Origin of the sequence: Curtobacterium sp. BRD11, from assembly GCF_031844345.1 — a bacterium.
Lineage (GTDB): Bacteria > Actinomycetota > Actinomycetes > Actinomycetales > Microbacteriaceae > Curtobacterium.
In genome coordinates this window covers 179,343-199,385 of the sequence record NZ_JAUZUZ010000006.1, presented here as the reverse complement: position 1 = coordinate 199,385, position 20,043 = coordinate 179,343, and the positions used below count along the sequence as shown (strand labels likewise).

The window sequence follows — 20,043 nt, the reverse complement described above, 5'->3', positions numbered from 1 at the left end:
GACTGACCCGGTCATGACGATCGTGCTCGACCCCTTCGACCAGTCCCCCGAGCCGGGCGCGGGCAACCGCCCCGGCGGGTACGACGACCCCTTCACCGCGGGTCTCAACCCCCAGCAGAAGGAAGCCGTCGAGTACCGCGGCGAGTCCCTGCTCATCGTGGCCGGTGCCGGATCGGGCAAGACGAGCGTGCTCACCCGCCGCATCGCCCTGCTGCTGGCGAACCGCGAGGCCTGGCCGTCGCAGATCCTCGCCATCACGTTCACGAACAAGGCCGCCGCCGAGATGCGCGAACGCGTGCAGGCCCTGGTCGGGCAGGCCGCCGAGGGCATGTGGATCTCGACGTTCCACTCGGCGTGCGTACGGATCCTCCGGCGCGAGGCCGAGCGCTTCGGGTTCCCGCAGTCGTTCACGATCTACGACTCCGCGGACTCCCGCGCGCTCCTCAAGCGGATCATCAAGGAGCTCGAGGCGGACTCCCTCGGGCTGACCGTCGGCGCCGCGTCGTCGAAGATCTCGAAGCTCAAGAACGAGCTGCAGGACGTCGACACCTACGCCCGGAACATCAACGTGAACGACCCGCAGGAGGTCATGTTCACGGAGGTGTTCCGGCGCTACACGAACGAGCTCCGTCGGGCGAACGCCTTCGACTTCGACGACCTGATCGGGCAGACCGTCTTCCTGTTCCGCGCGTTCCCCGAGGTCGCCGCGCTCTACCAGCGCCGCTTCCGGTTCGTCCTGGTCGACGAGTACCAGGACACCAACCACGCGCAGTACGCCCTGATCCGCGAGCTCACCCGCCCGGTGCCCGTCGAGCAGGTCGACAAGCTCGAGGACACCGGACAGCACGTCGCCCGGATGCGCGAGGCCGACGGGTCGATCGCCCCGGCATCGCTCACCGTCGTCGGTGACTCGGACCAGTCGATCTACGCCTTCCGCGGCGCGGACATCCGGAACATCGTCGAGTTCGAGCGGGACTTCCCGAACTCGAAGGTGATCCTGCTCGAGCAGAACTACCGGTCGACGCAGACGATCCTCGACGCTGCGAACGCCGTCATCGCGAACAACTTCGACCGTCAGGCGAAGAACCTGTTCACCGACGTCGGGGCCGGCGACAAGATCGTCGGCTTCACCGGGTACACCGGCCACGACGAGGCACAGTTCGTCGCCGACGAGATCCAGCGCCTGCACGACGAGGGCACGTCGTACCGGGACATGGCCGTGTTCTACCGGACCAACTCGCAGACGCGTGCGCTCGAGGAGATCTTCATCCGCTCGGCGATCCCGTACCGGGTGCTCGGCGGCACGAAGTTCTACGAGCGTGCCGAGATCAAGGACGCCATGGCGTACCTGATCACCGTCGCCAACCCGGCCGATCCGCTGTCGCTCCGGCGCATCCTCAACGTGCCCAAGCGCGGCATCGGTGCCGTGACGGAGACGGCACTGCAGCGCTACGCCGACGAGCACGAGACCTCGATGCGTGACGCCCTGCGGCACGCCGACGAGCTCGGGTTCGGGCCGAAGGTGCGGACCGCGATCACGTCGTTCGCAGCGCTGCTCGACGACGTCGCTTCGCGCGCCGCGACCCAGCCGGTGGTCGACACGCTCACGCAGCTGCTCGACGGCTCCGGGCTGCTCGAGAACCTGCGGAAGTCGCCCGACGCGCAGGACGCGGCGCGTGCGGACAACATCGACGAGCTCGTGGCGGTGACGCGGGAGTTCCAGAAGAACAACCCCGAGGGCACCCTGTCCGACTTCCTGACCGAGGTCTCCCTGGTCGCAGCGGCCGACGAGCTCGACGACTCGTCCGGCACCGTGTCGCTCATGACGCTGCACACGGCGAAGGGCCTGGAGTACGACGCGGTGTTCCTCACCGGCGTCGAGGAGGACCTGCTGCCGCACCGGATGTCCGCGAACGAGCCGGGCGGCCCCGCCGAGGAACGCCGGCTCTTCTACGTCGGCATCACCCGAGCGAAGAAGTCGCTCTTCCTGTCGCTGGCGATGACCCGCGCGCAGTTCGGCGACGTCAACGTGGCGATGCCGTCCCGCTTCCTGCAGGAGATCCCCGAGGGCCTGATCGAGTGGAAGCAGTCGCCCGGCATGGCGAACAGCCGTGGGGGGACCGAACCCCGCGCGCTGAACGCCCGTCGCGGTGGCGGTCCGGGTGGCTTCGGCGGTGCCGGCGGGGGCGGCGGTGGCTACCGCGGCGGTGGCGGCTTCGGCGGGGGTTCCTACGACCGTGCGGCCGCGGCGGCGAAGACCCGTCCGAAGACCGAGTGGGCGAACCGGGTGTCCGGGCAGGTCCGGGACAACGGTGACATGGAACTCGTCGCCGGAGACCGCATCAAGCACGTCGACTTCGGCGAGGGCACGGTGTCCGCGGTGACCGGGCAGGGCGCGAAGCGCATCGCCGAGATCGCCTTCGATGCCGCGGGTCGCAAGAAGTTGCTCATCAAGATCGCGCCGATCGAGAAGCTCTGACGGCAGCGGGCGCGGTGGTGCCGGTCGACCCCGGCGGGTCGACCGGCACCCGGTCAGCTCAGCGATCCACGGGGGACCACTTCCCGTCCATCTCCGAGCGCTCCTCGTCGGTCATGGGTCGGACGTCCTCCGTGCCGTCGGCGTTGCGCGAGACCGCGATGCCGCCCGCTCCGGGGTCCTGTGCGGCGGCAGCCGGGGCGCTCGTCGTGCTCGCAGCGGGGTCGGTCGGTGTCGCGGGCGCGGCGTTCGCGACGGACGTCCCGCAGACGAGGGCTGCGCCCAGCGCGCAGGTGGCGACGGCGGTGGCGAGCAGGTGCTTCGAGGTGGTCATGGTTCCTCCTGGGATCGGGGAGCGGCGGCTGGTCCGGCGCTCCTGAGTCCAGGGAACAGCATGTGATGTGCCAGATCCCACACTCGCAGGTGATCTCTGGACGATGACCACCCGGCGCTCAGCCCGCGTGCTGATCGAGCCGCGCCACGGTCGAGGGCGGTGCTCAGCGCACCATCCGGACCGCATCGAGCCCGTGCGGGCCGATCGGTTCGTGCTTGACGGTGCCGTCCCGCTCGAAGCCGTTCCGCCGGTAGAAGGCTTCGGCACGCGGGTTGCCGTCGGCGACCCAGAGGAATGCGGGCACCGTGCCGATCACAGCGTCGAGCAACGCCTGTCCGACGCCCGCTCCGTGCTGCGCAGCGAGGACGTAGATGCCCTCGAGCTCGCGGTCCCGTGGGGCCTCGCCGCGACCGGGCCCCGCGGACGCCCAGCCGACGATCGCGTCGCCGACGGTGGCGACGAGCACGTCGACACCGGGCTCGGCGATGATCCCGCGCCATCGTGCCGCGCGGGCATCGACGTCGAGGGCCGCGAGGAACTCCGCCGGCAGGAGGTGGGCGTAGGCCTCGCGCCACGCCTGCACGTGCACGGCGGCGATCGCGTCGGCGTCCCGCACGTCGGCCGGTCGGACGGTGAGCGCGTGCGTGGTCCCCATCCGACGACGGTACCGCTGGCCCTGCCGTCGGCGTCGAACCACGTTCCCGACGTCGAACCAGCACCGGCGGCTGGTTCGATGTCGGAGTCCTGGTTCGACGTGCCGCTGCACAACGCGGAGCACGTCGCGCCGTGGGGTTCCGTGGCGCGAGGTGCTCACGGTTGTGCGGAACGCAGCGCCGCCCCGCGGCACCGCGACCCCGCGGCACCGCGAGCCCGCGGCACCGCGCCGACCGCGCAGCGCTACGGCTGCAGCCGCGCCACGTCCCAGCCGTCGCCGGCGCGGACGTACTGCAGCCGCCGGTGCATCCGGTCGCGGCTGCCCTGCCAGAACTCCACCACGTCGGGCTCGAGCCGCCACGCCACCCAGCCCTCGGGGCGCGGCACGTCGTCGTCGCTCTCGTCGAGCAGCACGTTCGCGTCGTCGATCAGGTCCTGCAGCGTGCGCGGTTCGAGCACGTCCGACTGGTCGGCGATCGCGGTGGCGGCGCGTGACTTCGGCGAGCGGTCGGCGAACAGCGCGTCGGACTCCTCGTCGGAGAGCTGCACGGCCCGCCCCTCGAAGCGCAGCTGCTGCATGCTCTCGCGCCAGTACACCTGCAGCGCCGCGTGCGGGTTGTCCGCGAGCTGCCGTCCCTTCGGGCTCAGGGTCGAGGTGCCGAACACCAGCCCGCGGTCGTCGAGCCGCTTCACGTCGACGGTGCGGGCGGACACCCGCCCGTCGGTGCCGGCGGTCGCGAGGGTCATCGACATCGGCTCGGACACCTCGCGCTCCGCGGCGCCGTCGAGCCAGGCTCGGGCGACGTCGAACGGGGACGCGGGAGGCGCGTCGAACTCGGGCAGGTGCAGGGAGTCGTCACCGGAGAGCGAACTGGACATGCCCCCACCCAACCGTGCTCAGTCGGTCCACGTCCAGGTCGCCGGGGGACGACCGCCCCGGCCGGTGGACGTCGGGGAGGCATCGGCTCGGACGAGCGCGGGGTTCGTCCGGAGTGCACGGTTGAGGTTGCCGGCATCCGGGGCGGTCCCGTGGAGCGCCGCGTGGAGTACTGCCGCCGCACTCGTCGGGAAGACGTCACCGAGCAGGGCGCGTGTCATCGGGACGTCCCGCCAGAGCCGGGTGCGCACCTGGTCGAGGGCGGCCCGCACGATCGTGTCGTGGTCGAACGGGAGGCCCAGGTCGCCCCCGTCGGTCGACCTCCACACCACGGGCCCGCCGTCCACCGCCGGTGCCACGACCGCCGCGAACGCGATGCTGATCGCGGTCTCCCGCGGGTCGCGGGACGGGCCGTCGAACGCACCGACCTGTGCGAGGTGCCGCACCGCCCCGGTGCCGATGGCGGCCTTGGTGCGCAGGGCGCGCCGTGCACCGTCGGCGAGGCGTTCCGCAGCGTCCAGGAGCACGCCGGGCAGTGCCTCCCGACCGGCGTACGGGTCGTACGCCCGGCGCGCGGTGGCGACCCGCAGACCCTCCGTCACCGTGAACGACACCGGGACGACGTCGATCGCGATGAGCGGCTGGTCGCGGGTCGCCGTGTTGGCGTCGGTCACACCGACGCCCGGCGGGCCGCGCGGGCGGCGCGTTCGGTGCGGAGCGTCTCGCGCACGTCGGCGAACGACTGGTGCACCCGGAAGCGGCCGTCGACCCAGACGGGCTGGAGCAGGCTGGTCGCCTCGTCCTCGGCGGTGGCCTCGTCGGTCTGGCGGATCTCGCCGGTGTCGTCGCGGTGCAGGGCGATGCGGCCCTTCGCGCTCTTCTTGCCGCTGCCGGTCTTCGGGTCCTTCTGGATGTCGACCGGCTGCCCGTCGACGAGGGCCCACGTGGCCTTCACGGCGCTGCCGAGGTTGTCGCGCGTCATGTACTGGTACGTGTACGACCCGATGCCGAGCACGACGTTGTCACTCGCGTAGCCCTTCGCGGCGAGGCGCTCGTAGATGCGACGGGCACGGTCGAGCGTGATGCTGTCGCCGTAGATGACGCCGATGTGCTGGTCGAGCACCTTGAAGCCCCGCTCGTTGACGGTGTGCCCGAACAGCTCGTCGAGGAGCTCGACGACGCCCTTCTCCTCGTGGCTGCGCGACGGGTCGGTCAGCGCTGCCTGGTCGACGCCGTGCACGGTGCCGGTGACGATGTCGACCGGGTCGCCGGAGTCCGGGCGGATGACGAGCTTGCCGTCGCGGGCCGTGATGCGGTCCTCGAGCTGCGGGAGCGTCTCGGTGATCACCTTGAACAGGTCGAAGCCGTCGCTCACCGCCGAGACGATGCCGGTCGGGTACACGTCGAGGATCTGCGCGAACGTCTCGAGCTCGCCGTCGGCGCCGCGGACGCACATCACGCTGTGCTCGGTGGCGGGGACGCTGGCCGCCACCCAGCCGTTGTCGCCCGGGTAGTAGCGGTCGATGAAGTCGAGCGACGGCATCGAGTCGGTGCCGAGGAACGACAGCAGGTGTCCGGCACCGCCCGCGGCGGCGGACTCGATGCTCGTCTGCCCGCGGAACGAGAAGTCGTGGGCGGCGAAGTCGATGCTCGCCGGGTCGGCGCCGGTGCGCTCGGCCCACTCCTCCATGAGGTCCCGGTACTCGAGCGCCTTCGTCGCGACGGTCGAGGGGTGCCAGATCGACGCCGACAGGGCGGTCTCGATGTAGTTCGGCAGCCAGAAGAAGTCGTCGAGGGTGTTCTCGACCGTCAGCGTCGCGACGCCGATCGGGGCGAGGGTGCCCTCGGGGAGCGCCCGGATCTCGAGCGGGAGGTACCCGAGGCGGTGCAGGGCGCGGACGTGGTCGACACCGATGTGGTTCGGGCCGAAGTAGCCCTGCAGCGCCTGCTCGAACAACCGCGCGACCTCGTCCTCGTCGGCGGCGAAGAACGGCGCCCACGCCTCGACCAGGTACCGCTGCACGAACGCCTGCAGCCCGAAGACCACCGCGTGGGTCGACTCGGGCATGTGCGCGTTCGAGCGGTTCGTCCAGTTGATCAGGATCCGGGTCGTGCCCTCGGGGTAGACCTGCCGGTGCGAGTGCTTGTACCCGTCGACCGCCAGCAGCGGGGCGATCGGACTCGGGGTGGTGGTGCGGGGCTCGAGGCCCGTCGTGGTCGTCATCGGATCTCCTTCGTGAGGTACGGGCTGAGCGGGACGGTGCGGAGGCCCGGGACGTCCTGCTGTGCGGGGTAGCTGTCGGTGGTGACGATCTCGCCGAAGTGCTCGGCGAGCTGCGGGGCCCGTCCGGAGAAGACGCCGTGCGAGACCCAGAGGCCCAGGCGCTCCGCCGGCAGGCCGGTCGAGCCGGCGAGGCCCGCGAAGGTGCCGCCGCCGTCGCAGATGTCGTCGACGACGAGCAGCCGACCGGTCTCGGGGAGCGGCTCGCACGAGAACCCGTCGAGCTTGCCGGTGTCCGGGTTGCGGTGCTTCTCGGCGCGGAACAGGGGAAGACCGGCTGCCTCGGCGACGAGCGCCGCCCGGGCGACCGCGCCCTTGTCCGGGGCGATGATGCCGCTGTAGTCGGACCCGGCGAGGACCGTGTCGTGCACGACCCGCTCGCTCGGCACCACGGTGAGGCGCTCGACCAGCCCGACGATCACGGGCGAGTGGGGGTCGAAGGCGATCACCTGGTCGATGGCGAAGCCGTTCAGGACGTCCGCGTAGACCTTCGCGCCGAAGGGGAGTCCGCGGTCCTGCCGCGCTCCGGGCAGGTACGGGACGAGCGCCACCGAGCGTGCCCCGCGCTGTCGGACCGCGTCCGCCCACATGCCGAGCATCACCAGGTCGTCGCCGCCGGTGCCGCGCAGGGTCGCGATCTCGGTGGTCGCCCCCGCGTCGGCGTCGTCCCGGACCTTGACGTGTGCCTCGCCCGCGGGGAACCGCATCGTGGAGAACGTCGGTGTCGTCGGTGTGCCCTGGGCGTCCCAGGTGCTGAGTTCGACTGCCATGGTCCGACCGTACCACTGTTCTTGTCGCCATGACAAGAACTTGTCGGGATCAGTGGGCGTACCGCGCGGCGATCCGGTGCATGGCCCGCAGCAGCAGCGGCCCCGGGAGTCGGAGCGCCCACCCCGGCACGAGGCTCCGCACGCGCCGGACGAGCGCGACGGTGCGCCGGAAGCGCCGCTGCTCGCGCGGCCCCCAGGCGAAGCCGTACGCGGTCCGCAGGGCGTCCGGCAGCATGCCGACGGTGACGATCCGGACGAGCGGCATCGCGGAGCGGACCCACAGCGGTGCGAAGCGGGGGTGCAGGAGGTCGCGCACGATCCCGCGCGCATCGTCGGTGACGTGCAGGGTGGGCATGGTCGCACCCCAGTACGCGTCGAACGCGGCCACCGAGTCGAACCAGCAGTCGGCGGGCACGCGCAGGGACGTCGCAATCGGGGCGTAGGCCACCAGGACACGCTCGGCGTCGTCGGGCGACAGGGGGTCGCCGAACAGCTCGTGTGCCCGTCGTGCGGAGTCGAACAGCGTCGCCGCCACCCACCGCTGCCGGTCGACGTCGTCGGCACCCTCGACCGGTCGGTGCGCCCGGTCCACGAACGCGGTCGCGACGGCAGCGTCGGTCTCGGTCCCGATCACGACGGCGTAGACGAACATCAGGGTGTGGGCCAGTCGCTGCTGCGGTCGGCGGGCGAAGTCGGAGTGCCGTCGGACCCCGGCTGCGACGACCGGGTCCGCGATCTGCAGCAGGATGGCGCGGCCACCGGCCGCGACGGGTGTGCTGTCCGCCAGCCACCGACGCAGGTCGCGGTCGGCGACGTGTCCGTGTGCCGGACGGGAGGCCCGTGGTCCGCCCGTCGCACCGCGTGCGTCCGCCGACCGGTCGCCGTGGCCGGCGGGGCGGGGGTGGGGCGAGCCTCCCGGCCGTCGCGTCACGGGCGTGTCCCGGATCGCCGTGCCCGCCGCAGCGCTGCGGTGTCGAGGAACAGGGCTGCGGCCAGGGCCACTGCGCCGCCGATCAGTGCGCCGACCAGCCACGCGACGCTCACGAGCGTGCCGCCCGCAGCCGCCAGCAGTGTCACGACCAGCCAGATGGCCGGCAGGGGCCACCGGTGCGCCGTCGCGCCGGTGACCAGGGCGAGCACGACACCCGCGACGAGCAGCGGAAGCCAGGCGATCCCGCCGGCGCGGGCACCCGAGTGCGCCGCCGCGGCGACGAGCAGCAGGGACGCCAGCGAGAGGAGCCGGGCCAGCGCGGGCGTCGCACGGACACGGTCGCGGACGCCACGGAGCACGGCCCGATCGTACTGGGCCGTGCTCCGTGGGGGTCGTGCGGGTGTCGTGCTCAGAGCGGCTTCGTGCCGAGGTCGCCGCCGAGGTCCGGACGCTCGGTGTCGTCGTCGTGCTCCCACAGGTCGGGCGAGCCCTCGCGCGGAGCGCCACCGGTGGGGCCGTCGTCGGTTCCGTCGCCCGGCTGGGGCTCGACGGTCTCGCCGGCGACGGCGTCGTTCGTGACGGTCTCGAGGGACTCCTCGGACTCGTCGACCTCGTACGGACCCACGTGCTCGCGGTCCAGGTCGTCGGTGCGGCGCTCCTGGGCGTCGAAGTCGTCGACGGGGCTGATGCCGGGGTCGCTCATGGTGCAGTCCTTCCGTGGGAGGGTCGGGCTCCGGAGCGGGTCGCCGGGGCCGTCGGGCCTTCCTGTGTACGCCGTCCGCCTGATCGGTCGTCCGGTCTGTGGTCGTCCGGTCTGCGCACCCCTCGTCCGGTTTCGCGTCCCGTTCACCTCGGCGTCACCTGCGGTCCACGATCGCGGGTCACACTCGCCGTGCTCGGGGGAGTGGAGCGCGGTCGCCGACGGGTGGTCGAGCGACCGCGCCTTCCCCACCCCGGGTCCGACGCCGGCGCGTCAGACGCGTTCGAGCAGGTGCCGTTCCTCGACGTCGGCCAGCCCGAGGGTCTTGTAGCCGGCGGACTCGAAGAACACCGTCAACCGGTCGTCCTCCGTGCTCATCACCGTCCCTCGACCCCACTGCGCGTGCTCGACGGGCGACTCCGGGGGCCAGGCGTCGTCGTTCGCACCGTCGGCACCGTGGGCGTCCGCGTCCTGGGCGGTCCCGGCCGTGCACGTGTCGCAGTTGCCGCACGGCTCGGCGAGCTCGTCACCGAAGTACCCGAGCAGGAACTGCCGGCGGCAGCCCGAGGTCTCGGCGAACCGGCGCATCATCGCGATGCGCGACTCCTCGATCTCCTCGCGCTCCTTCGCCTGCGCCTTCGCCAGCCCCGCCGCCGCCTCGGCGTCGCGGGGGCCGTCCGGTCGACGGGTGAGACCGTCCTCACCGTCGTCGAGCGCGCCCGCGTCGACGAGGGCGTTGGCGGCACGGCCCGCGGTGCGAGCGGCGAGCCCGGAGCGTTCGGCGAGCTCGGAACGGGCCACCGATCCCTCGGCGGGGACGGCGTCGAACACGGCACGGAGGGTGGCCGGGCGCGGCGAGCCGGACGCGAAGAAGCGTCGGAGGCCGAGGTCCTCGGCGCGGTAGTGCATCGTGGCGAGGCCGACGTCGCCGTCGCGGCCGGCACGGCCCACCTCCTGGTAGTAGGCGTCGACCGACTCGGGGACGTCGGCGTGCACGACGAAGCGCACGTCCGGCTTGTCGATCCCCATGCCGAACGCGCTGGTGGCGACGACGACGTCGAGCTCGCCGTCGAGGAACTCGTGGTGGACCCGCTCGCGGTCCCGCACGCGGAGGCCCGCGTGGTACGCCTTCGCCCGGCGACCGCTCTCCACGAGTTCGTCCGCGTACACCAGGGTCTCGGCGCGGGTGGCGACGTAGACGATGCCGACCCCCTCGAGTCCGACGACCTGCTCCACGACCGCCTCGCGCTTCGACTCGTCGTCGGCGTGCCGGGCGACCTCGAAGCGCAGGTTCGGCCGGTCGAAGCCGGTGGCGACGACCAGCGGGTCCCGCATGCCGAGCCGCTCGACGATCTCGGCGCGGACGGGCGTCGACCCGGTCGCGGTCATCGCGAGCACCGGCGGGCGCCCGAGGCGCTCCACGACCTCGCCGAGCACCAGGTAGTCCGGGCGGAAGTCGTGCCCCCAGCTCGACACGCAGTGCGCCTCGTCGACGGTGACGAGCGCGACGCCGGCGTTCCGCAGCCGCTCGACGACCTCGTCCTTCGCCAGTTGCTCGGGGGCCAGGAACACGTACCGGGCCTCGCCGGACGCCACGGCGTCCCACGCGTCCTCGAGCTGCCGGCTGCCCCTGGTGGCGTTGATCGTGACGGCTCGGGGCGCGTCCGGGTGGTCCTCGATGCCGACGACCTGGTCCTCCTGCAGGGCCACGAGGGGCGAGACGACGACGACCGGGCCGTCCAGGGCGAGCGCTGCGACCTGGTAGATCGCGGACTTCCCCGAGCCGGTGGGCATGAGCGCCAGGGCGTCGCGACCGTCGAGGACGGCGTCGACGACCTGTTCCTGCTCGGGGTGGAGGTCCCAGCCGAAGACGTCGGCGGCGCGGGTACGGAGTTCCTTCTGCACCCGTCGACCGTGCCCCGTACCGCCTGGCCGACCATCCGGCGACTGCGTCCCCCGGCCACCGGGGGCGCGAGGGAGGTGACGGGGGCGGGGTGTGCCTCCCGGCCGGCGTTCCGCGGTGCCGACGCATCCCGCGGCCGAGCGGGCGCGACCGGTGTCCGGACGGACGTGCTCTCCGTCCATGTGGCGGCGCTAGGGTGGTCGCGGCCGTTGTCTCGACATCGAGCGACCCTCGACGTTGAGTGCGCGACCCGATGACCGATGCCGATCGCACGAACCGTGCGGGAAGAAGAACAGCGTGGATCTTTTCGAGTACCAGGCCAGGGACCTCTTCGAGTCCTACGGCGTCCCTGTGCTGCAGGGCATCACCGCCGACACCCCGGAAGAGGCGAGGGCGGCCGCCGAGCGGATCGGCGGCGTGGTCGTCGTCAAGGCGCAGGTGAAGGTCGGCGGTCGCGGCAAGGCCGGCGGCGTCAAGGTCGCGAAGACCCCGGACGAGGCGTACGAGCACGCGAAGGCGATCCTCGGCCTCGACATCAAGGGCCACACCGTGCAGCGCGTGATGGTCGCCCAGGGTGCGGACATCGCCGAGGAGTTCTACTTCTCGGTGCTGCTCGACCGGGCGAACCGCTCGTACCTGTCGCTCGTCAGCGTCGAGGGCGGCATGGAGATCGAGCAGCTCGCGGTCGAGAAGCCCGAGGCGCTCGCGCGCGTCGAGGTGAACCCGCTCACGGGCATCAACAAGGAAGCCGCGCTCGACATCGCGCGCCAGGCGAACTTCCCGTCCGAGCTCCAGGACCAGGTCGCGGACGTCTTCGTGAAGCTCTACGACGTGTTCGCCGGCGAGGACGCCACCCTCGTCGAGGTGAACCCGCTGGTCCGCACCGGCGACGGGCAGATCCTCGCCCTCGACGGCAAGGTGTCGCTCGACGACAACGCCGACTTCCGCCACGAGGGCCACGCGCAGCTCGAGGACACCGCGAGCGAGGACCCGCTCGAGGCCAAGGCGAAGCAGCACGGCCTGAACTACGTGAAGCTCGACGGCGAGGTCGGCGTCATCGGCAACGGCGCAGGGCTCGTCATGTCGACGCTCGACGTCGTCGCGTACGCCGGTGAGCGCCACGGTGGCGTGAAGCCCGCGAACTTCCTCGACATCGGCGGTGGCGCCTCGGCCGAGGTCATGGCGAACGGCCTCGACGTCATCCTCGGCGACCCGCAGGTGAAGAGCGTGTTCGTGAACGTCTTCGGCGGCATCACCGCCTGCGACGCCGTCGCGAACGGCATCGTCGCCGCACTCGGCATCCTCGGCGACTCGGCGACCAAGCCGCTCGTCGTGCGCCTGGACGGCAACAACGTGGACGAGGGTCGCCGGATCCTGGCGGAGGCGGCGCACCCGCTCGTCACCGTCGCCGAGACCATGGACGATGCGGCCGAGCAGGCCGCCGAGCTCGCCGCGGCCGCGGCGTAAGGAGCACCAGAGCAATGTCGATCTTCCTCAACAAGGACTCGAAGGTCATCGTCCAGGGCATCACCGGCGGCGAGGGCACGAAGCACACCGCGCTCATGCTCAAGGCCGGCACGCAGGTCGTCGGCGGCGTGAACGCCCGCAAGGCCGGCACCACCGTCACGCACGGCGACGTCGAGCTCCCCGTGTTCGGCTCGGTGCGTGAAGCCGTCGACACCACCGGTGCCGACGTCTCGATCGTCTTCGTCCCGCCGGCGTTCGCGAAGGACGCGGTCATGGAGGCCATCGACGCCGAGGTCCCGCTCGTCGTCGTCATCACCGAGGGCATCCCCGTGCAGGACTCCGCGGAGTTCTGGGCGCACGCGAAGGCGCTGGGCGGGAAGACCCGGATCATCGGCCCGAACTGCCCCGGCATCATCACCCCGGGGGAGTCGCTCGTCGGCATCACCCCGGCGACGATCACCGGCAAGGGCCCGATCGGTCTCGTGTCGAAGTCCGGCACCCTGACCTACCAGATGATGTACGAGCTGCGTGACCTGGGCTTCTCGACCGCCATCGGCATCGGCGGCGACCCGGTCATCGGCACGACGCACATCGACGCGCTCGCCGCGTTCGAGGCCGACCCGGAGACGACGGCGATCGTCATGATCGGCGAGATCGGCGGCGACGCTGAGGAGCGCGCGGCCGACTACATCAAGGCGCACGTCACGAAGCCGGTCGTCGGCTACGTCGCGGGCTTCACCGCGCCCGAGGGCAAGACCATGGGCCACGCCGGCGCGATCGTCTCCGGTTCCGCCGGGACCGCCGAGGCGAAGAAGCAGGCGCTCGAGGCCGCCGGCGTCAAGGTCGGCAAGACGCCGTCCGAGACGGCCGCGCTGCTGCGCGAGGTGGTCGCCGCCGCGACGGCGTAGCGGTCCGCATGACCCGACGGACGGGAGGCACGGTGCCGGTGGGCACCGTGCCTCCCGTCCTGCTGTGGACGGTCGGCCAGTCTCCACAGGTGCCGCGCGGCTCGCTCGGTGACCGCGGGACGGCACGTACCCTGACCACGATGAACCGCCTGGGAACCGCACTGCTGGCCGCCGTCGAGGCGATCGTGACGGTCGGCGTCGGCGTCGGGATCGCCCTCGTGCCGCTGACGCTGCTCTGGGGCTTCGAGTACGGGCTGCAGGTCGACTGGGACGTCTTCTGGAAGGCCGCGGGCAGCGTCTGGCTCGTCGGCCACGGCGTGGACGTCACGTTCCACCTCGGGACGGCCACGGCCGGCGCGTCCGGCATCGAGGGTGCGGGCGACCCCATCCACGTGACGCTCGCGGCCCTCGGCTTCGCGGTCGTGACCGCCTGGCTCGGGGGGCGGGCCGGTCGGCGGTTCGCCGAGACGGAGCACCGCACGACGGGTCTGCTCGTCGGGACCGCGGGCGTGGCCCTGCTCGGACTCGCCATCGCGTTCTCGTCCACCTCCGCCGCGACCGACCCGGTCGTCTGGCAGTCGATCGTGTTCCCGGCGCTCTGGTTCGCCGTCCCCGCACTCGTGACCGCCGAGGTCTGCCGCATCCGCCGCGGGCTGCCGGCGGACCCGCTCACCGCCCGGTTGCTCGACCAGGTCGGCCGGGTGCCCGTGCTGTGGCGCACCACCGCCGGCTTCGCCCTCCGAGCTGGCACCGCGGTGACCGCCGTCGTGGTCGCGGCCGCCGGGGTGGTCGTCGCCCTCCTGCTCGTCACCTCGTTCGCCGAGGTCATCGCCCTGTACGAGCGTTCGCATGCCGGGGTCATCGGCGGCATCGCGCTCACCGTCGGCCAGCTCGCGTTCCTGCCCGACCTGGTCGGGTGGGCCGTCGCGTGGCTCGTCGGTCCCGGGTTCGCCATCGGCACCGGGTCGAACGTCTCGCCGATCGGCACGGTCCTCGGCCCCATCCCCGGGATCCCGGTCTTCGGCGCCCTGCCCGCCTCCGGCCACACCTTCGGCCTGCTCGGGGTGCTCGTGCCCGTCGTCGCCGGGTTCGTCGTGGCCGGACTGATGCGGCCCGGGCTCGTGCGCGCGCTCGGCTCGTCGGACAGCCCGCTCCGCCGAGCGCTCGCCGGAGCGGCCACCGGTGTCGTGGCGGGCGTGCTGACCGGGGTGGCCACGGCGCTCACGTCGGGGTCCCTCGGCCCGGGCCGACTCACCCAGGCCGGGCCGGACGGCCTGCTCGTCGGCGTGTTCGCGGCCCTCGAGGTCGGCGTGCCGGCGGCGGTGGCGCTCGCCGTGGGGAGCGACCTCGTGCGGCTGCCCGAGCGCTCCCGAGGCCGCGAGCGCTGGATCGAGGCCGACGAGGACGCTGCCGACGACGCCCGCGCCGGCTCGCTCGTCGCCGCACTCGACGAGGCCGGTGCCGGGCGCGCCTCCGCGTCCCACCGGTTCACCGTCGAGGAGGCCCACGACTCGTCGACCCGTGCTGCCGTGCCGTCGTCGGGTGCTGCCGCGGCCGCATCGGACGACCACCCGACGGAGCCGATCGCCGACACCGACACCGACACCGACACAGCGCACGACGGCGGGCGCGAGCCCGTCGCGTCGCAGAAGCCCGAGCCCGAGCACGAGCACGAGCACGAGCCCGTCGTCGCCCGTCGCACACCCGTCGCGGAACCGGACGACGTGCCGCTGCCGGACTGGGCGCGGACCGACGCGGTCGCCGCCGAGCGGGTCGCTCCCGCGCCGGCCGCCCCCGCCCGCAGCGGCATCAGCGGACTGCGGGACCGGCTCCGTGGCGCCGCCGACGACGTCCGCGCGCGTGCCGGCGACCTGCGCGACCGTGCCGGCGTCCTCCGCGGCCGCGTGGGCGGGACCGGCGCGGGCGGCACGAGGGACGACGGACCGCGACCGGCTGACGAGACGCTCCCACACGCGCCCGGCACCGAGCAGCAGCCCGCCTTCCCGTGGAGCACCGAGGAGTTCGTCGCCGGCCGTGACGACGCCGACGAGCCCACCCCGGCGACGAGCGCACCGGCAGCGCCCGCGTCCGGTGGCACCCGCTGGGACCAGACCGACCAGATCGCCGAGGACGAGCTGCCCTGGTGGCGCCGTCCGAAGCACGACGCCTAGCGCTCCTCGGCCGCGCGCCGTCGGACCGGTCAGCGCTGCGCCGCGGGCCGCACGACGATCTCGTTGACGTCCACGTCGGGGCGCTCGGCCACGGCGTACTCCACGGCGCGGGCGATGGCGTCGGCGGAGACGGAGTCGGCGCGGTAGGCCTCCATCGCGGCGGCGGCCGTCGCGTCGGTGATCGTAGAGGCCAGCTCCGACTCGGTCACGCCCGGTGAGATCGTCGTCACCCGGATTCCTCGGGGCGACTCCAGGCGGAGGCCCTCGGTGATCGCCCGTGCCGCGTACTTCGTGCCGCAGTAGACGGCCGCCGTCGGCGTGACGCTGTGGGCACCGATCGACGCCATCGTCACGAAGTGGCCGGCGCCCTGCGCGAGCATCGTCGGGAGGGTCGCCGCGATGCTGTGCAGGAGCCCGCGCACGTTGACGTCGATCATCTGGTCCCACTGCTCGACGAGCCCGGAGGACAGGGGCGAGAGCGGCATCACGCCGGCGTTCGCGACCACCACGTCGATGCGCCCGAACCGTGCGGTGGCCGCGTCGGCGAACGCTTGTGTGGAGGCGAGGTCGGTGACGTCCGTCGGTACCGCCAGGGCCTGGCCGCCCGCGCCCTCGATCTCCGTCACGAGGGATTCGAGACGGTCGACCCGGCGAGCCCCCAGGACGACGGGGTGACCGGCCGAGGCGAGCCGGAGCGCGGTCGCCCTGCCGATACCGCTGGAGGCACCTGTGACGAGCACGATCTTCCGGCGTCGCAGCACCATGCCGCCGTGGTGCAGGACGTCGTCGCGGAAGTCGCCGTCCGCGGTGAAGCCGGTGTCGTCCCGGTACTCGACGTGGGCTCCGGCGACCTCGTAGCCGCCGGTGTACGCGGCCTCGCGGTCACCGCGGGCCTCGACGTACCGGCCTCCGGTGCGGAGCTCGTGACGGACGCGGCCGTCTTCCGTGACCCAGAGGCCGAGGTAGGGGTGGGTGGTGGTGGGAGTGTCGTCGTTCACGGAGCCAGCGTCCGTCTCGTGTGCAGGGCTTCCCGTGCCGGGTCGTTCCGGGGTGTGCCACGACCAGGGAGGCGGTCGCCGTCGGAACTACCCTGTCAGCGTGCCGTCGTCCTCTGCCAACCTTGCCCTGGGCGCGTACCTGCGGGCGATCCGCGGTCGTCTTTCCCCGGAGGCGCTCGGCCTGCCCTCCGGCGGGCTCCGCCGCGTGGCCGGCCTCCGGCGAGAGGAGGTGGCGGTGCTGGGTGGCCTCAGCGTCGACTACTACACGCGCCTCGAACAGGGGCGCGAGATCAGCCCCGGGTCGGCGGTGCTCGACGGCATCGCCGACGGGCTCGAGCTGGAGGGCGACGAGCGCGACCACCTCTTCACCCTCGCCGGGCTCGTCCCGCCGCCGCGGCGGTCCCGCGCACCCGGCTCGGTCTCACCGGCTCTCGGTCAGCTCCTCGACTCGTGGTCCGCGCACCCGGCGTTCGTGATCGACCCGGCCCACGACGTCCTCGCAGCGAATGCCCTCGCCCGCGGCGTCCACGCACCGTTCGCCCGGTTCGACAACCTCGTCCGGATGACCTTCACCGATCCGGTTGCTCGCGACTTCCACGTGGACTGGTCGAGGACCGCGGACTCGACCGTCGCCAGTCTGCGCGCCGCGACCGCCGAGCACGGAGCCGACCCCGGCCTCCTGGCGGTCGTGGCGGAGGTGCGCGGACGCAGCGACGAGTTCGAGGAACGCTGGAGTGCGCAGCGGGTGCAGCGGAAGGCCGTGACGACCAAGCGGTTCGTGCACGGGGAGGTCGGTGGGCTGGAGTTCGACGCGCACACCTTCGCCGTGCAGGGGTCGCCGGGGCTGCAGCTGGTCGTCTACGGCTGCGCCCCGGGGTCCGCGACAGCGCAGGCGCTCCCGCTGCTGGCGATCGGCGGGGCGGTCGTCCGCCGCTAGGCTGGTCACCGTGCTCGAACTGGTCGTCCTGATCTCCGGTACCGGCTCGAACCTCCGAGCCCTGCTCGAGGCGACGACCGACGCCGAGTACCCCGCCCGCGTGGTCGCGATCGGGGCGGACCGCGATGCCGAGGGCCTGGCGCTGGGCGAGGAGTTCGGGGTCCCGACCTTCTCGGTGCCGTTCTCCCGCTTCGCCTCGCGCGACGAGTGGGGCGCCGAGCTCGCCGCCCAGATCCGGCCGTGGTCGCCGGACCTCCTCGTGCTCTCCGGCCTGATGCGCCTGCTCCCGCACGCCGTCGTGTCCGAGTTCGCCCCCGCGATCATCAACACCCACCCCGCGTACCTGCCCGAGTTCCCCGGCGCACACGGGGTCCGTGACGCCCTGGCCGCCGGCGTCGAGCAGACCGGCGCCAGCGTGATCCAGGTCGACGACGGCGTGGACACCGGCCCGATCCTGGCGCAGGAGCGGATCCCGGTGCTGCCGGACGACTCCGAGTCGACGCTGCACGACCGCATCAAGCCGGTCGAGCGCCGCCTGCTCATCCAGACCATCCTCGACATCGCCAACGGCACCACCGACCTGAAGGGCACCCCGAGCGCATGAGCGTGCACGCCGCCGACCCCAGCCTCTACCGCCACCGCGACGTCGTCCCCGTGCGGCGCGCGCTCATCTCGGTGAGCGACAAGTCCGGCCTGCTCGAGCTCGCCGGCGCCCTGGCCGACGCGGGCGTGGAGCTCGTCTCGACGGGCAGCACGGCGCAGACGATCCGCGACGCCGGGTACGCCGTCACCGACGTGTCGAGCGTGACCGGGTTCCCGGAGTCGCTGGACGGCCGCGTCAAGACCCTGCACCCTGCCGTGCACGCGGGGCTCCTCGCCGACCTGCGCCTCGAGTCGCACGAGCAGCAGCTCGCCGAGCTCGGCATCGCGGCGTTCGAGCTCGTCGTCGTCAACCTGTACCCCTTCGTCGAGACCGTCGCCTCGGGTGCCGAGGCCGCGACCGTGGTGGAGAACGTCGACATCGGCGGACCGGCGATGGTCCGCGCCTCGGCGAAGAACCACCCGAACGTCGCGATCGTCGTGTCGCCGTCGTCCTACGCCGAGGTCGTCGAGGCCGTCCGCGCCGGGGGCACCACGCTCGAACTCCGGAAGCGCCTCGCCGCCCAGGCCTTCGCCCACACGGCGTCCTACGACGCCGCCGTCGCGTCGTACTTCGCGACCGACGTCGTCGGGCAGGACGCGGCACACGTCGCCGCCCAGGCCGCCGCTCCCACGGTGACAGGCGACCTCGAGACGCCCGGCTCGTTCGACGAGACGCTCCGGCTCGAGGCCGGGCTGACCGCGACGCTCCGCTACGGCGAGAACGCGCACCAGGCCGCCGCGCTCTACACGACCTCCGGCGGAGCGGGCATCGCCCAGGCGACGCAGCTGCACGGCAAGGAGATGTCGTACAACAACTACGTCGACGCCGACGCCGCCGTCCGGGCCGCGTACGACTTCGACACCCCCGCCGTCGCGATCATCAAGCACGCCAACCCGTGCGGCATCGCCACCGCCCCGGCCGACGCGGTCGACCCGATCGCCTCGGCGCACGCCGCCGCGCACGCCTGCGACCCGCTGTCGGCCTTCGGCGGGGTCATCGCCGCGAACCGCCCGGTCACGAAGCAGATGGCCGAGACCGTGCGCGACATCTTCACCGAGGTCGTCGTGGCCCCGGCCTTCGACCCCGAGGCGCTCGAGATCCTCTCGCAGAAGAAGAACATCCGGCTCCTCACGCTGCCGTCGGACTTCGCGCTCGCGACCCGTGAGGTCAAGCAGGTCTCCGGCGGCTTCCTCGTGCAGGACGCCGACCGCTTCACCGCGTTCGACCAGTCCACCTGGACGCTGGTGTCCGGCGAGCCCGCCGACGCCGCGACCCTCGCCGACCTGGCGTTCGCGTGGAAGGCCAGCCGCGCCGTGAAGTCGAACGCCATCCTGCTCGCCGACCAGGGCGCGAGCGTCGGCGTCGGTATGGGTCAGGTCAACCGGGTGGACTCCTGCCACCTCGCGGTGGACCGCGCCGGGGAGCGTGCCCGTGGCAGCGTCGCGGCGTCGGACGCGTTCTTCCCGTTCGCCGACGGCCTGCAGGTCCTGCTCGACGCCGGTGTCCGTGCCGTCGCGCAGCCGGGCGGCAGCGTCCGTGACGACGAGGTCATCGCGGCGGCGCAGGCGGCCGGCGTGACCATGTACTTCACCGGCGAGCGTCACTTCTTCCACTGAGTCACCGAACACCGAACACCGGTCGCCGGACACCGTCACGCGCTCGGATCGACGGCGTCCAACAACGCCGAGACCATTGCGCAACACCTGCGACTGTGAATAGTCTGTAAGGCTCCGCACCGCACCGGACGATCGCAACCGGATCGGCCGTGCCCGCGGACACAACGGTGACGAAGACGACGACTGGAGTGACGATGGACGCGACGACCGGAACAGTGGCGACGGCTGCCCGGACGGGTCTCGTGTCCCTCGGGGGGACCACTCCCGCCCCGCGACCCCGGACCCGGACGGCACCGCCGCTCCGGTACCCGGGCGCGGCCGCCGTCTAGCCAGGCCCCTCCCACGGCCTCGCGCCCGACGACACCGTCGGCGAGCGC

At 72.6% G+C, this 20,043-nt stretch carries 18 protein-coding genes; 7 read left to right on the top strand and 11 right to left on the bottom strand.

Annotated elements, in window-relative coordinates:
* Positions 1-13 precede the first annotated feature (13 nt).
* Entirely contained in the window at positions 14-2,479 is a 2,466-nt protein-coding gene (locus Q9R28_RS14165) for a UvrD-helicase domain-containing protein (protein ID WP_311206408.1), read from the top strand.
* A 58-nt stretch (positions 2,480-2,537) separates the two neighbouring features.
* Here the strand turns inward: Q9R28_RS14165 and Q9R28_RS14160 are convergent, their stop codons facing one another.
* From Q9R28_RS14160 to Q9R28_RS14115, 10 genes are all read right to left on the bottom strand, one after another.
* Entirely contained in the window at positions 2,538-2,810 is a 273-nt protein-coding gene (locus Q9R28_RS14160) for a hypothetical protein (protein ID WP_209685324.1), read from the bottom strand.
* A 163-nt stretch (positions 2,811-2,973) separates the two neighbouring features.
* Positions 2,974-3,465 carry a GNAT family N-acetyltransferase gene (locus Q9R28_RS14155; protein ID WP_066656892.1) on the bottom strand — a complete coding sequence of 164 codons (492 nt, stop codon included), beginning with the start codon at positions 3,463-3,465 and terminating at the stop codon, positions 2,974-2,976.
* A 242-nt stretch (positions 3,466-3,707) separates the two neighbouring features.
* Complete coding sequence (locus Q9R28_RS14150) at positions 3,708-4,343, bottom strand: pyridoxal 5'-phosphate synthase (protein ID WP_066656890.1); 636 nt, start codon at positions 4,341-4,343, stop codon at positions 3,708-3,710.
* A gap of 18 nt (positions 4,344-4,361) precedes the next feature.
* A complete protein-coding gene (locus Q9R28_RS14145; RefSeq protein WP_311206407.1) occupies positions 4,362-5,015 on the bottom strand; it encodes a hypothetical protein in 654 nt (217 codons plus the stop codon).
* On the bottom strand, positions 5,012-6,565 hold the full coding sequence (locus Q9R28_RS14140) for a nicotinate phosphoribosyltransferase (RefSeq protein ID WP_311206406.1): 1,554 nt from the start codon (positions 6,563-6,565) through the stop codon (positions 5,012-5,014). Before Q9R28_RS14140 ends, Q9R28_RS14145 begins: the two co-directional genes overlap by 4 nt.
* The gene (locus Q9R28_RS14135; RefSeq protein WP_311206405.1) at positions 6,562-7,392 is read right to left on the bottom strand and encodes a ribose-phosphate pyrophosphokinase; all 831 of its coding nucleotides are present in this window, start codon (positions 7,390-7,392) and stop codon (positions 6,562-6,564) included. Before Q9R28_RS14135 ends, Q9R28_RS14140 begins: the two co-directional genes overlap by 4 nt.
* Before the next feature lie 49 nt (positions 7,393-7,441).
* Positions 7,442-8,323 carry an oxygenase MpaB family protein gene (locus Q9R28_RS14130; RefSeq protein ID WP_311206404.1) on the bottom strand — a complete coding sequence of 294 codons (882 nt, stop codon included), beginning with the start codon at positions 8,321-8,323 and terminating at the stop codon, positions 7,442-7,444.
* Complete coding sequence (locus Q9R28_RS14125; protein WP_311206403.1) at positions 8,320-8,682, bottom strand: hypothetical protein; 363 nt, start codon at positions 8,680-8,682, stop codon at positions 8,320-8,322. Before Q9R28_RS14125 ends, Q9R28_RS14130 begins: the two co-directional genes overlap by 4 nt.
* Positions 8,683-8,732: 50 nt before the next feature.
* On the bottom strand, positions 8,733-9,026 hold the full coding sequence (locus Q9R28_RS14120; protein WP_066656863.1) for a hypothetical protein: 294 nt from the start codon (positions 9,024-9,026) through the stop codon (positions 8,733-8,735).
* A 270-nt stretch (positions 9,027-9,296) separates the two neighbouring features.
* Complete coding sequence (locus tag Q9R28_RS14115) at positions 9,297-10,928, bottom strand: RecQ family ATP-dependent DNA helicase (protein ID WP_311206402.1); 1,632 nt, start codon at positions 10,926-10,928, stop codon at positions 9,297-9,299.
* A 295-nt stretch (positions 10,929-11,223) separates the two neighbouring features.
* Between Q9R28_RS14115 and sucC the strand changes: the two genes are divergently transcribed.
* The 3 genes from sucC (at position 11,224) to Q9R28_RS14100 (ending at position 15,472) form a co-directional block, all read left to right on the top strand.
* Positions 11,224-12,393 (top strand): ADP-forming succinate--CoA ligase subunit beta, encoded by a 1,170-nt coding sequence (sucC, locus tag Q9R28_RS14110; RefSeq protein ID WP_311206401.1) that lies wholly within the window; start codon positions 11,224-11,226, stop codon positions 12,391-12,393.
* Between the two features lie 14 nt (positions 12,394-12,407).
* The gene (sucD, locus tag Q9R28_RS14105) at positions 12,408-13,301 is read left to right on the top strand and encodes a succinate--CoA ligase subunit alpha (RefSeq protein WP_066656854.1); all 894 of its coding nucleotides are present in this window, start codon (positions 12,408-12,410) and stop codon (positions 13,299-13,301) included.
* A gap of 140 nt (positions 13,302-13,441) precedes the next feature.
* Positions 13,442-15,472: a DUF6350 family protein gene (locus Q9R28_RS14100; protein ID WP_311206400.1), complete on the top strand. Its 2,031-nt coding sequence runs from the start codon at positions 13,442-13,444 to the stop codon at positions 15,470-15,472.
* Positions 15,473-15,501: 29 nt separating this feature from the next.
* Here Q9R28_RS14100 and Q9R28_RS14095 read toward each other — a convergent pair whose 3' ends face one another.
* Positions 15,502-16,470 carry an SDR family NAD(P)-dependent oxidoreductase gene (locus Q9R28_RS14095; protein WP_311206399.1) on the bottom strand — a complete coding sequence of 323 codons (969 nt, stop codon included), beginning with the start codon at positions 16,468-16,470 and terminating at the stop codon, positions 15,502-15,504.
* A 100-nt stretch (positions 16,471-16,570) separates the two neighbouring features.
* Here Q9R28_RS14095 and Q9R28_RS14090 point away from each other — a divergent pair, with 100 nt between their 5' ends.
* The 3 genes from Q9R28_RS14090 to purH are packed head-to-tail and all read left to right on the top strand — an operon-like array spanning position 16,571 to position 19,666.
* Positions 16,571-17,407, top strand: a complete 837-nt coding sequence (locus Q9R28_RS14090) for a helix-turn-helix transcriptional regulator (protein WP_311206398.1) — start codon at positions 16,571-16,573, stop codon at positions 17,405-17,407.
* Between the two features lie 10 nt (positions 17,408-17,417).
* Positions 17,418-18,011 carry a phosphoribosylglycinamide formyltransferase gene (purN, locus tag Q9R28_RS14085; RefSeq protein ID WP_251155224.1) on the top strand — a complete coding sequence of 198 codons (594 nt, stop codon included), beginning with the start codon at positions 17,418-17,420 and terminating at the stop codon, positions 18,009-18,011.
* Positions 18,008-19,666 (top strand): bifunctional phosphoribosylaminoimidazolecarboxamide formyltransferase/IMP cyclohydrolase, encoded by a 1,659-nt coding sequence (purH, locus tag Q9R28_RS14080; protein WP_311206397.1) that lies wholly within the window; start codon positions 18,008-18,010, stop codon positions 19,664-19,666. Before purN ends, purH begins: the two co-directional genes overlap by 4 nt.
* Positions 19,667-20,043: the final 377 nt, after the last annotated feature.